The following is an 11,967-nucleotide window of genomic DNA, read 5'->3' as shown; positions in this document are numbered from 1 at the left end:
TCAGAAGGGCGGCATAACGACAACCGGGTATAGCTTATCAAGCCCGCAAAACTGTCCGAACGGACGGGACCACCTCAATGTATCAGTTCCCCCAAGGGCTTGCCCCTTTTCCGATATCTCGAAAAAAGTTCTCTCCTAAGGTCATCGGTGAAGTAATTTTCCTAGCTCTGAAGAGGTTAGGCTTTCAATGGTACCGGTGGAGGAGAAGGTTTTAGGGTGATGCCTCGTTCAGAAATATCGACGCGTGAATTAGGATAAGCAGCATGAGCGATTGAGAAGGGCTCTAGAAACTCCCGTTTGAATGTTCTCAACAACTTGTATTGATGACCAAAACTTTTCCAAAGTGATGGCCAACTGACGAAGGTATCAGATTGCAAAACATGAAGCCTGAAGGCCAACCAAAGGTACGCATCAATTGCTTGTGGTGATGTCTGAATATCTTTGATGGCCTCTCTGTCGATTCTTACAGGATGCTTCTTGAGCTCATTAAAGTAGGCTTCAGACAGAACAATACGCTCAATCCATCTCGTCTTGCTTTTTGATCTAGGATCTACCTTTCCCGAATACTTATACGCTTCTACAATCCGTTCATTGACTATAACGCCCGCATCATCTTTACCAAAACGGAAGGTGATAGTGCAGTTCACAAGGCGCTCTAATTGTTCCCTAAGCCGGTTATTTGTTGGGCCTCCGCGGCCTAAGCCCATTCGGTTCGCGAGCTCAGCGGGGGATTTCCCGATATAAATTTCTCTAGAATTTGTTTCTATCGAACGGCTTTGCCAGTCGATAAGCAGTAGTCTTGCTATAGTCCCGAAGGGAACGCCGAGCTGCTCCTCGCCTTCTTCTTCAATGCGAATTCCCGGACGAATGACTAGATCAGCAAAATCACCGCGGATACGCCAGTCGGTACCCAAAGGAATGTCGCGATGGGGCAAACCTGTTAACGACCAAGCTGAATACGAATGTCCTGGCGCTACCCTTCCTTCAGCTTCACGGACAACGGCAGATAGAGCTGTATCGGCTATTCTACGACCAGACCTGCCTGCTAAGGCGTCCAATAGGGAAAGTTGAGGGTCAAGGCTTTCCTCTCGGGCAAGAACTGCGCTCTCAGCCGATCTGACAGTTTCTTCTGGCCCATGGTCAAGAACAAGGTCGTGGAGCTTTTTTGTCTTCAATGCCTCGTCCTGCAACTGCGCGTATGAGTTCGATGCGAAGGACTGAAACATGCAAATCTAGAACGCGCAATGTGAACCTTGCCTCATCCACAGGTTTTGCTTTGAAGTCAGGGAGATGTGAACCTTGCCTACGGAGCAATATATAAGATTCTTATTGAGGATATAGATTGGTTGGCAAGGTTCACATTAACAACTTTTGCAACCTGCTGTTTTAAAAGCATTTTCCTAAAGATGATTTTCTCCCCCTGAGGCAACATTCACATCTTTAGAAAGTTGTTTAAGCCCGTGGCAAGGTTCACATCTTTTCTTATCCCCAAGCTGCGGCAAGGTTCACATCTCGTAAGGATGGGTAGGAATCGGGCGCAGGCAAGGTTCACATCCTGGGCATATTGCGTGGCAAGGTTCACATCTCCTTGCTCTTCTTGAATTTCATTTGAAATACATTTGCATATACGATATGTGTTGATCGAAAGTATGAGGAAGGATCCAGACATGTCGACAATCGATGCTGCCGTAAGTTTTCGTTGCGACAAACAGCTGAAGGCGGACACGCAAGAAGCACTCGATGGACTGCACGTTAAGCTGTCCGACGTATTGCGCGACACCATGCAGTACATCGCAGAGAACAAACGCCTTCCTGTTTCGCGGCGGGTCATCAGCGATGAAGACGCGGACCTTCTGGATATTGTCCGGCGAAGGGCTGCCAAGCCTCGCAAGGCAAGTGGCGCAATGACGCTCGCTGAACTTGCTGCTCGTCACGATGACTGATCTCAACGCTGAGCTTGGAAAGAAGATTTATAAGATTAAGTTTGACGACGAAGCACTGGAAGAGTGGGATTCGCTCGACGGAAGTATTCGTAAGAAGTTTCTAAATAAGTTGAGGAATCTGGAGAAGAACCCATATTCTCCATCTAACGCACTTCATGGCCCCTTAACCGGATATTATAAAATAAAACTAAGGTCTGATGGTTACCGGCTCGTCTACTCTATTGAAGAGGATAAAATCATAATCTTTGTAATTTCGGTAGGAAAACGCGAAGATAACGAAGTATATATTTCCGCGAGCAACAGGGTATAGTCATCGCTAATACTGGATAGGTCATACAGAATCGGTGTCGAATTTCGACCGAATAGTCTTTCTCTTTAGCGCAGTTTTACATGTTATCGTTTTTAAGTCCTCCGGGACAGGGACCCGGATTATAAATTCTATTTGTAGATCCCGATTTGACCCATATCGTGCTCAACAACGGTTTATGCTGGGCTTCGCGTTGACGACCTTAAGTTTTTCGCCGCAAGTTAGCTGCTGAAGCACCAGCTCTCCGTTCCTTGCCAACTCCAAAACTGCCGCAAGATGAACAGCCCACGCGGCCTTGCGGTGTGTTAAGCTTTGAGGGGTTTCCGTGGGAGAGAGACTCATCACGCCCTCGATGAGGTCCCACGCGCTCTCCGAATGTTCGCAAAGCTTCTGCTGCCACCACGCGACGGCGTCTTGAACGGATAGACGGGGCAGAGCTGAGGGAAGAAAAATGCTTTCTTCAGGCATCAGCTGCGCCCGCCGACGGGAAACAGACAAAAGCGCGTCAAGCAGATCCCGGGTGAGGATGAGAGATGCTGTCTCAGCGACAGAAAGCGAGGGGACCACACTCCCGCGTCCGAAAACGTCGTCTCCCAGGACGGGGCGGCGTTCAAGAATCTCAACAGCCCTCTGAAGCGTGTCTTTCCGAAGCAGAACCCGCTGGATGTGCTCGGCGGCTGAGCGCGCTGCGCTGTGGTCAGCCGCGTCGCTCCGGAGCAGCAGAGCGGAGCGCATCTGCACCAGGGTCGCGGCCAGCACCAGCTCGTCTGCGGTCTGTTCGAGAGGACGGTCTCTCAAGCCGTCCTCCACACAGGCTAAAAACCGGTCGATCAGCTCGGTTAGCGGAAGCGTCCGAAGATCTACGGCGTGACGGCGGACAGCCTGCAGCAGCGCTTCCAGCGGGCCCTGCCATGCTCCAGCCTCCAGAAGTGCTCCCTCAGACATCGTAAAGCGGGCGGACGGAAAAAATGAGGTCGGGCCAATGGGTCGCAATTTCCTGAAGAGCCGCCCAGGGCGTCCAGTCCGCCGACCAGAAAGAAACACTCCAGCGGTTGGTGCCCTTTTTCGGATGCCCGTCCATGACTTCGACCTGCTGCAGTGGCCGAGAGGTTCCCCAGTGTTCCCAGAGCCAGCTCTGTGTCGTGGGGGAAGCGGGGCCGAGGGCAAGAAGATCCAGAGGCATGGGGCAGAGGGCGTTGAGGTCAAACGGGACGGAGCTCGATCCGGCTTCCTGAGCGAGAAGACCCCTCTGGCTCTGGACAATTTGGTCGATTAATGCGGTCGTTCGGGCATCCTGGGTAAGAAAGTTCCGGCCCAGATCTTCGGGATCGCTGACATCTGGCCCCCACGGTAGGTGGCCGGTACCAGCCGCTTCCGCCCGGAACCGGCCTAGCACAGCTTCTGGGCCAGTGACGGTCAGGACATGCGCTAACCAGTCCGGCTGGGGATTGAAAAGGGGCGGAGCGGGATAGGGCTCCGGCTCTGCAAGCTCTGACCCCGAGATTGGAAACACCGTGCCGCTCGCCGGTGGCCTGGGGGCATGACGGGGAAGAGTCGGACGGGTGAGAAGACGAAACCCGGCATCTTGTTCCTCATACTCCGTCAGGGTCTGCTCACTGTAGCTGTGGGTAATCGGCCGCGCTTCGAGCTCAAGCCGATAAGCTTCCAGGCGTGCGACCGTGGCATCAACATCTGCGATGATTTCAGCAGTAGTTTGGGGCACGGCTTACAAATCCAGAAGATGCGCAGGAGAGTCCAGGTCCAGGCGGGCCCGACGGACATAGCGGCGCATGCTGCGCAGGTCGCGATGACGGGTGTGGGCCATGATCTGCTCGTCCCGCGCATTGGCCCGGAAGGCCTCGGTAACGAAGCCGGCGCGCAGCCCATGCGGGCTGAGGCGTTCTCCGGAGGCAATCTTGAGCCCGGCCACCCTGGCACGACGTAGCAGGATCTGCCGAACGGCATCCGGATGCAGGGCATCGCGTCCGACCTGCTCCCAGCGGTTGATCGACCGGAAGAGGGGACCGTCCGTAATCTCGGCTTTCTTCAGCCAGCGTTCCAGAGCCAGAACCGGGCAGGTTTCGCGATGCTTGCCACGGGGGAGAAATACCTCTTCGCCCCGCTGTTCTGGGTCGGTTTTGCTGCGGGTGATATGGAGCTTCAGGCCGGTGCCGATGATCCGGACGGTCTCTGTTGTGAGGGCGACCAGCTCTGAACGCCGCAGCGCACCGGAAAAGCCAATGAGCAGAAGAGCCCGGTCGCGCAGATCCGGCAGCGTTTCGACGGTTTTGCCCTGTTCGGGAGCAACGAGTTTGCGAAGTTCCTGCGAGGTCAGGGCGGCGGCCTGTTTCTGAGGTGTGCCATACAGACGTCCTGCCGCACGCAGGGTGGTGCGAATGGCAGCGTGGCCAGAACTCCACTCCAGTCCCCGCATGCGATGCTGATAGCCAATGGCCGCCAGTCGGCGGTTGAGGGCCGAGCGGCTGAAATGGGGCGCCAGACTGTGCAGCCAGGCCGCAACGACGGGAGGGGCGGCCGGAAGCGGGGACGTGTCGTGTTCGTCGCACCAGTGACAGAAGGCCTGCCAGTCATGGGCATAGGCTCGGAGGGTTTCGGATGCATAGGCCGCGGTCCGGGCACTGTCTTTTGCGGCGTCCAGAGCACTCTGCAGAGCGGGGGAGGGCGTCTCGGAAAGACGCTCTGCAGACTCTGTTGGGACTGTCATGCCGGTGATCTTCCTTCTGAAACAGCCAATAAGTCTGCCGTGAAACAGCAATTAAGGCAACGTTGATCTAACACGTGGTAAGAGAACATTACCACGTGTTAGAGTGACAAAAAACGGTCTTAGAATTCCCTCAGAACGAGCCCAAAAGGGCCTAAAGCGGCCCTCTGAGGCCTTCCAGCAGCGGATCCAGCTCCGCCAGGGACTTCAGGCCGTAGGTCACGAGAAAGGTTTCGGTCGTGGCCCAGAGCTGAGGCTGACCCGGCACAGGCTTACGACCGACGCTGCGAATGAGATCTTTCTCCTGCAGCAGGGTCAGGGTTTTTTGGGGCAGGGCCGCATCCCGGAAACTTTCGATCTCGGGCCGGGTGACCGGCTGACGCGCGGCAATCAGCAGCAGTATTTCTAGCACGGCCCGGGGCAGGCGTTCTGGCGGTCGCTCCAATACCGCCCTCAGGATTTCTGCCAGATCGGGGGCGGTGCGGAACATCCAGCCGTCTCCAGCCGCGACCAACTCAAACCCCAGCCCCTCGGTGCGTCTGGCCACTTGGTTCAGGATCTGGGCGATGTCTACGTCGTCTCCCAGAGCCCGCGCCAGCATTATTCGGGACACAGGACCGCTGCTCTGGAAGAGGAGGGCTTCAGCGAGACGGACGGGATCGGGGACAGAAGACGTCATGGTCGAGAACATAGGGCCGGTTCTCCGTTTTCCGCCAGGGTTTGCGATATGCTCGGGGTGGATCTTTTGGCGGCCAGGCTCCGGAGGACGTCGTCTTCAAACGTTGTTTTTGTGCTAAAGGACAGGAATGCCGATCCGACGGGAACTGAAAGCGCTTTATCCTCCCAACTGGCCCGAGTTGAGCCGACAGGTGCGGTTCGAGCGAGCCGGGGGAATGTGCCAGCGGTGTGGCCGACCCCATGGACAAACCCTGCAGGTCCTTCCCGGGGGACGTTGGAAGCATCCGGAGACGGGGCATTGGTTTAATGGAAGGGGACGACCTGTCGCGCCTCCGGATTTGATCGCTCTGCTTCAGACCCGACAGACTAAAGTGGTTTTGGCTGCTGCGCATCTGAACCACGACCCCACGGTCAACCGGTTGCGCAATCTTCGGGCGCTGTGCCAGCGCTGCCATCTGCTGCATGATCGCGTGTACCATTTGGCGCAACGGCGGCTTACGTTCCGACGACGGTTGGCGCTCGGGGACTTTTTTGAAGGGCCTTATCGCATTGGGGTAACGCTTGATGAGACTGGAACGGGCTAAGCTGAGCTCTCTATTGGCTTTTGGGAGGAGGCGGAAGGCCGGCTATCAGTTTATTGTTGTCCGATATCAGACATTTACGATACGAGATTAACCCGAATAGATTGCCTCTAAGCCCGGTAAAATCGCCAGGAAGGCATCGCTTATAACCTGGCGCATCCAGAGATTATCGGCCGTTTTCTGCCAGAGGATCGATACAGAATAGTCTCCCAAATCAATGGGTGTCGCGCAGACAGTAAGGCCTGAAACAGCAGCAAGACTTTGGGCGGCATGAACAGGTAGTGTGGCAACGGCACGCGTCCCGATCAGGAAGGGAGGAAGGGCAGAGAAATGTGTCAGCGCCGATTGCACCCGTCGTGAGTGACCAAGATCTTTCAAGGCTTGATCTACAATGCCCTCGCGGCCTGAAAACGAGACCAGAAGATGTGGCAGAGACAGATAATCTGTCAGTGTTAGCGGCAGTGTAAGGTCGCAGGCGACTTGATCAAGTAGGCAGGCATAACCGGACCGCCCGATCTCCTGCCGCTGCAATCCGGAGCGCACATTCGGCTGTGCGACAACGGCAAAGTCGATTTCGCCCGCTTCAAAAAGGGCCTCCACGCGGTGTGTGTTAGCCTGCCTGAATGTCACTGAAACACGGGGCGCTTCTTCTGCCAGCCGCCTTGTTATCAGCGGCCCAATTGCAATCTGGAAATCGTCAGACATCCCTATGGAAAAATGTTGTCGGCTGGTTGCGGGATCAAAGGCAGTAACAGTCGAGAATGCGTTCTGGATCAGAGCGACTCCGGCCTGAAGCGGTTCCGCCATGGCGATTGCACGAAGTGTTGGCTGCATACCCCCACGGGTGCGGACGAACAAAGGGTCATCCGCCGCTTCCCTCAGGCGGCCCAAAGACGCACTGACGGCTGACTGGCTCAGTGATAATCGTTTTGCTGCTCGGGAGACGCTGCGTTCTTCCCAGAGTGCCAGAAAAGTAGTCGTCAGATTGAAATCAAGACGTGAAATATCGACCATAATGATTTTGACTATCAAAACAATCAATTTGCCCAATAATGGGAGAAAGTCCACTCTTCCTGTTCCTGTAATCCACTACATGCATGAGAGAGCCGGACATGAGCCAGCGTCGCGTCGCCGTTATTCAGGCGGGAACCAGTCTTTTCGACACTCCCCGGACACTGGATCGGATGGAGGCCCATTGCGAAGCCGCTGCAGCGCAGGGGGTTGAACTCGCAGTCTTTCCCGAGGCGTATATCGGTGGATATCCAAAAGGGCTGAGTTTCGGCGCTGTTCTTGGAAGCCGCTTCCCTGAAGGGCGTGAGGATTACCTTCGATACTGGAAATCAGCCATTGACGTTCCGGGAGCAGAAACAGCACGGATCGGCTCTTTCGCAGCGAAGATGAAGGCCCATCTCGTTGTTGGGGTTATCGAACGAGATGGGGCGACGTTGTATTGTACGGCGCTCTTTTTTGGGCCAGATGGGGCGCTTCTTGGCAAACACCGCAAGCTGATGCCGACCGGCACCGAACGACTGGTCTGGGGACAGGGAGATGGTTCGACCATTCCAGTGTTCGAAACAGAGATTGGGCGTATCGGAGCTGCGATCTGTTGGGAAAATTACATGCCCGACCTACGTCAGAGTATGTATGCCCGGGGTATCAATCTCTGGTGTGCGCCTACGGTGGATGAGCGCGATATCTGGCAGGCTTCCATGCGGCATATTGCCTATGAAGGACGGACGTTTGTGCTCAGTGCCTGTCAGTACATGACGCGTGCGGATGCGCCGGAAAATTATACCTGTCATCAGGGTAACAACCCGGAAACCGTTCTCATTCGTGGCGGAAGCGTGATCGTCAATCCGCTCGGAGAAATCATCGCAGGCCCGATCTATGATCGTGAAGCCATCATTACGGTGGATATTGATCTGGATGATGTCATCCGGGGGAAATATGACCTCGACGTGGCGGGGCATTATGCCCGCCCTGATATCTTCAGCTTGCAGGTTAACAACGCCTGTCAAAATCCGGTATCGTTCTCTGCGCAAGAGATCGATGCTTCACTGTCAAAGGTGGAGATCGAATAAAATAGTGCCGCCCATCGTGGTATTTATGGAAGCTGTTCCTAGATGTTTAGTCCCGGGATTTGATGGTTTGGATTGATGATGAATCTTTCTGGCTCTGAAGTCCAGATTTTGCAGATGTATTCGTAAGGGGTAAGGCCACTGAGGGTCTTGAGTCTTCGCCCGAAATTATAGGCTGCCATGAAGTCGTTGAGGTGTGTCCTCAACTGCTCATGACTATCGTAATGGAAGCGTTTGACGGTTGCTTCCTTGATTGTCTGGTTCATCCGCTCAACCTGACCGTTCGTCCAGGGATGATTGGGTTTCGTCAGACGATGTTCGATCCCCTGGGCTTCGCAGATCAGGTCGAAGCGCATGGGACGCGACCAGGCCGTATTGCGATTACGGGGTTGGTCAGAGAACTGGATGCCGTTATCGGTCAGAATGGTATGGATCCGGTAAGGGATGATGCTCAGGAGATGTTCGAGGAATTCCCAGGCGGTCTTCCGATCAGTTTTCCCGACGAGTTGTGTGACAGCGAATTTGCTTGTCCGGTCGATAGCAACGAAGAGGTGCAGCTTGTCTTCAGCAGTCTGGACTTCGGCAATATCGATGTGAAAAAAGCCGATGGGATAGCGTTTGAAGCGCTGGCGTTTGAGCCTGTCTCCTTCGATGTCCGGCAACCGGGATATCCCGTGACGCTGAAAGCAGCGATGCAGGGCCGAACGTGTCAGATGGGGAATGCTGGCCTGCAGGGCATAAAGGCAGTCATCCAGCGGCAGCAACGTATGCCGGCGAAACGCCACGATCATCGCTTCGTCCGTCTCGGACAGAACCGTGGATCGCGGCTCTTTGGGACCTGTCTTCTGATCCTCGACAGTCTGGCGCTTTCGCCATTTTGCAACTGTTTTCGGGTTGACCCCGAACTCCTTGCTCAGCGACGCGAGCGAAGCCTGCGATCGCTGTAGTGCTGCTCACACGGCGTGCGTGGTCGTGGCGCTCCCATGACGTATCTGTCCCATAAGACTTCCTTCCACGCTCGTGAAAATACCACACCATTAAACCCCGGACCTAAACACCTAAGTGACGATGTGTTGTGAGTAAAACCTTGCCTCATAGTTGAAATTTCGTTAGGCGCTTCATATTTTTTGGCACTTAACCTTGGAACCCCGTGCAAGTAGCTGCTGTAGATGGAGCCTGAGTTTGTAGACAATGTCGCGATTATTTCTTTTAAAAATAGCTGTTTTGTTTAGCGTATTGTGCACCATGCATTTCAGAATGCAAGACAGCTACGAGTGTACAGGGTATTACGAGTTCGGAGCGCTCGTGACTCTTCTGGTATGTATTATCTATTTCGTTGTATGGCGGATATTGTGTAATAGTCAAAATAAATCTGTGTTTTATCAATCGATACACTCGCAACAAACCAAGGAATAATACTATATATTTAAGGTATTAATCCTTGTGAGGATTTCTCAAGATTGATTTCCATCGCCGGTATTTAAAAATTGCATTATGCAATCAATGACAGGGATTATATAAAGCATTTTTCCCAGACCTATAAACTATTCCATTAACTTTCAGTCCTTGGTGAAACCATAAAACATCCTATATAGACAAAAAAAGATATGTCGTTAAAAAATATTCAGTTCTGTTTTGATGCTCAATTCCAAAAAAAACATTTTTAGACATCGCAGTTTGATCTGCTGTTGCCCCCGGGGGCGAGCCATATTCAGCGACGAAACCGTACGCAACATCAACATATTGGGATAGGGGCTTCTGATCAGGTCCTCTCAAGAGCGCACAAAGACTATAAAATCCTCTGATCTGAACTCTGCGGACGATCTCACACTTTACCAAATATTGCCAAATCCGGGAAAGCATCATGCGCCTCATTCTCGCTTCACTAACTGCGGTATTTCTCACAGGGTGCGCTTGCACTTCACACGAGCCGCAACCCAATGAGACAGCAGCCTGCATGAATTACAGAACCATGATGAGCGCACCAATGCCGCCAGACGCTATGCAGCGGCTGCAGGAGAAATGTGAGGCTTCACGCCGATAATGTGTAGATTTTGAAAAGTCCTCTGGCCTGTCCTGTGTGATTCCATTTGTCCGGTTTTGGTTGAGGGAATGGCGCTATGAAGCAGGCTGGTTTCTTTGACGTTGAAGAGCGGCTTGCCCGACTGAGCGGGCTTGGCGATCAGTTCGAAGCATTTTCCCGGACTGTGGATTTTGAGGTGTTCCGCCCTGATCTGTAGCAGGCTCTGGCCTATTCAGATGGAAGCAAGGGCGGACGACCGCCATTTGATCCGGTGTTGATGTTCAGGATCCTGGTGATCCAGACGTTGAACAATTTGTCTGATGAACGGACGGAATATCTGATCAACGACCGCCTGTCGTTCATGCGCTTCCTCGGCCTGGGGCTTTCAGATCGTGTTCCTGATGCCAAAACGGCCTGGCTGCTCCTTGAACGCCTGACGCAGGTGGGAGCGATCGAGGGTCTGTTCAATCGCTTTGACACTATTTTGAGGAACGCCGGTTATCTGCCGATGTCGGGCCAGATCCTGGATGCAACGCTGGTGGCCGCTCCAAAGCAGCGCAATACGAACGCTGAGAAAGCCGACCTCCGGGCAGGCCGTATTCCTGAAGGCTGGCAGGACAAGTCGGCAAAGCTGTCGCACAAGGATCTCCATGCACGATGGACACTAAAGTTCACGAAGGCAAAGCGGCGGGATGACGGGACGATCGCGTCAACGGATCTCGCTATCCCGTTCTTTGGCTATAAATCGCAGATATCGATAGCGGGGCCGGGTTTGATGCCATGGAGAAAGTCGGAGATGCACAGGCTTCGGAGACGTGCTTGTGGATCAGGCCGGTTCGGGGCTGAAGTCCCTGAGAGATCCGCCGATCGTCTCGTCTTTTGTGAAGCATGAACCCGTTCCGGCCGCGCTGACGGGGCAAGAGTAACATGATTGTGGCGCCTGCTTTGAGTGAAGTTGATTTGCCACGAATGACACATCTGACTGTGACCGTAGCGTTGGTTCCCTCACCAGAAAGGACCGACCATGACATTCCGTACCATTGGTATTGATCTGGCCATTCGCGGAGATCACCTCGCTCAGATCTATGACGATGGCCGCCCTAATGGCCGTGCAATTCGTTTCAGGCACGATCAGCCTTCACTCGCCGCTTTTGTTCAGACAGCCATGATGGGGCTGAGGGCGGATGACCACATTCAGGCCATCATGGAGCCAACCGGCATGAGCTGGTTTCCTGTCGCCCACCATCTTGTAGATGCTGGCGTCACCGTGGCTCGCGTCAAGGGAAAACGGGTCAAAGCTCTACGCCGTTGCCTTTCCGAACACGCACTTTATCTTGCTGCTGATACGGCACGAAAAACAGATCCTGAACTGGCGGAACTTTATTGGAGACTGATGACGCTGAAAGGTCATCATCACAAACAGGCTTTATGTGCCGTTGCCAATCGTATTGTGAACCGGATCTTCAGCGTTCTCAAACGAGGAAAGCCTTACGAAGTGCGCGACAGGGAGGGAAACAGCCTCACCCTGTGTGGAGCAAAAGCCATCATTTTGGAGCGCTATACTGTCGGAGAAAACATCAGAGCAGGACGTCGTTCCAATAGGATCGAAAAGAACTCCTGAAACCGGAAAAATTG

General features: G+C 53.8%; 11 protein-coding genes and 1 pseudogene. 5 read left to right on the top strand and 7 right to left on the bottom strand.

Going from position 1 to position 11,967, the window contains the following annotated elements:
* Positions 1–176: 176 nt before the first annotated feature.
* The gene (locus JK202_RS14260; protein ID WP_249198981.1) at positions 177–1,175 is read right to left on the bottom strand and encodes a replication protein RepA; all 999 of its coding nucleotides are present in this window, start codon (positions 1,173–1,175) and stop codon (positions 177–179) included.
* Between the two features lie 492 nt (positions 1,176–1,667).
* Here JK202_RS14260 and JK202_RS14255 point away from each other — a divergent pair, with 492 nt between their 5' ends.
* A complete protein-coding gene (locus JK202_RS14255; RefSeq protein WP_194265620.1) occupies positions 1,668–1,943 on the top strand; it encodes a type II toxin-antitoxin system RelB/DinJ family antitoxin in 276 nt (91 codons plus the stop codon).
* Complete coding sequence (locus JK202_RS14250) at positions 1,936–2,253, top strand: type II toxin-antitoxin system RelE/ParE family toxin (protein WP_194265621.1); 318 nt, start codon at positions 1,936–1,938, stop codon at positions 2,251–2,253. Before JK202_RS14255 ends, JK202_RS14250 begins: the two co-directional genes overlap by 8 nt.
* A 162-nt stretch (positions 2,254–2,415) precedes the next feature.
* On the opposite strand, the gene JK202_RS14245 is transcribed toward JK202_RS14250, so the two are convergent.
* From JK202_RS14245 to JK202_RS14225, 5 genes are all read right to left on the bottom strand, one after another.
* The gene (locus tag JK202_RS14245; protein ID WP_194265622.1) at positions 2,416–3,195 is read right to left on the bottom strand and encodes a ScpA family protein; all 780 of its coding nucleotides are present in this window, start codon (positions 3,193–3,195) and stop codon (positions 2,416–2,418) included.
* A complete protein-coding gene (locus JK202_RS14240) occupies positions 3,188–3,973 on the bottom strand; it encodes a hypothetical protein (RefSeq protein ID WP_194265623.1) in 786 nt (261 codons plus the stop codon). The genes JK202_RS14245 and JK202_RS14240 overlap by 8 nt, the downstream gene beginning before the upstream one ends.
* A 3-nt stretch (positions 3,974–3,976) precedes the next feature.
* Entirely contained in the window at positions 3,977–4,975 is a 999-nt protein-coding gene (locus tag JK202_RS14235) for a site-specific integrase (protein WP_211562037.1), read from the bottom strand.
* Between the two features lie 151 nt (positions 4,976–5,126).
* The gene (locus JK202_RS14230) at positions 5,127–5,663 is read right to left on the bottom strand and encodes an SMC-Scp complex subunit ScpB (protein ID WP_015074850.1); all 537 of its coding nucleotides are present in this window, start codon (positions 5,661–5,663) and stop codon (positions 5,127–5,129) included.
* Between the two features lie 658 nt (positions 5,664–6,321).
* Entirely contained in the window at positions 6,322–7,299 is a 978-nt protein-coding gene (locus JK202_RS14225) for a LysR substrate-binding domain-containing protein (protein WP_015074848.1), read from the bottom strand.
* 44 nt (positions 7,300–7,343) lie between these two features.
* Here JK202_RS14225 and JK202_RS14220 point away from each other — a divergent pair, with 44 nt between their 5' ends.
* Positions 7,344–8,312 (top strand): carbon-nitrogen hydrolase family protein, encoded by a 969-nt coding sequence (locus JK202_RS14220; RefSeq protein ID WP_016738651.1) that lies wholly within the window; start codon positions 7,344–7,346, stop codon positions 8,310–8,312.
* Between the two features lie 38 nt (positions 8,313–8,350).
* Here JK202_RS14220 and JK202_RS14215 read toward each other — a convergent pair whose 3' ends face one another.
* On the bottom strand, positions 8,351–9,226 hold the full coding sequence (locus JK202_RS14215; RefSeq protein ID WP_224777942.1) for an IS481 family transposase: 876 nt from the start codon (positions 9,224–9,226) through the stop codon (positions 8,351–8,353).
* A 1,203-nt stretch (positions 9,227–10,429) separates the two neighbouring features.
* Here JK202_RS14215 and JK202_RS14210 point away from each other — a divergent pair.
* A pseudogene (locus tag JK202_RS14210) lies at positions 10,430–11,092 on the top strand (transposase); the annotation flags it as partial.
* A gap of 264 nt (positions 11,093–11,356) precedes the next feature.
* On the top strand, positions 11,357–11,953 hold the full coding sequence (locus JK202_RS14205) for a transposase (RefSeq protein WP_015074842.1): 597 nt from the start codon (positions 11,357–11,359) through the stop codon (positions 11,951–11,953).
* The last annotated feature ends 14 nt before the right edge of the window (positions 11,954–11,967 follow it).

It is taken from the genome of Gluconobacter sp. Dm-62, assembly GCF_018256155.1.
In the GTDB taxonomy this organism is placed as follows: Bacteria; Pseudomonadota; Alphaproteobacteria; order Acetobacterales; family Acetobacteraceae; genus Gluconobacter.
The sequence above is the reverse complement of the archived record's forward strand: the minus strand, read 5'-3'. Positions and strand labels throughout refer to the sequence as shown.

Bases quoted from the DNA above. Each gene is read 5' to 3' on its own strand.
- JK202_RS14255 (WP_194265620.1), top strand. From the start codon at position 1,668: ATGTCGACAATCGATGCTGCCGTAAGTTTTCGTTGCGACAAACAGCTG.
- JK202_RS14250 (WP_194265621.1), top strand. From the start codon at position 1,936: ATGACTGATCTCAACGCTGAGCTTGGAAAGAAGATTTATAAGATTAAG.
- JK202_RS14245 (WP_194265622.1), bottom strand. From the start codon at position 3,195: ATGTCTGAGGGAGCACTTCTGGAGGCTGGAGCATGGCAGGGCCCGCTG.
- JK202_RS14235 (WP_211562037.1), bottom strand. From the start codon at position 4,975: ATGACAGTCCCAACAGAGTCTGCAGAGCGTCTTTCCGAGACGCCCTCC.
- JK202_RS14230 (WP_015074850.1), bottom strand. From the start codon at position 5,663: ATGTTCTCGACCATGACGTCTTCTGTCCCCGATCCCGTCCGTCTCGCT.
- JK202_RS14220 (WP_016738651.1), top strand. From the start codon at position 7,344: ATGAGCCAGCGTCGCGTCGCCGTTATTCAGGCGGGAACCAGTCTTTTC.
- JK202_RS14205 (WP_015074842.1), top strand. From the start codon at position 11,357: ATGACATTCCGTACCATTGGTATTGATCTGGCCATTCGCGGAGATCAC.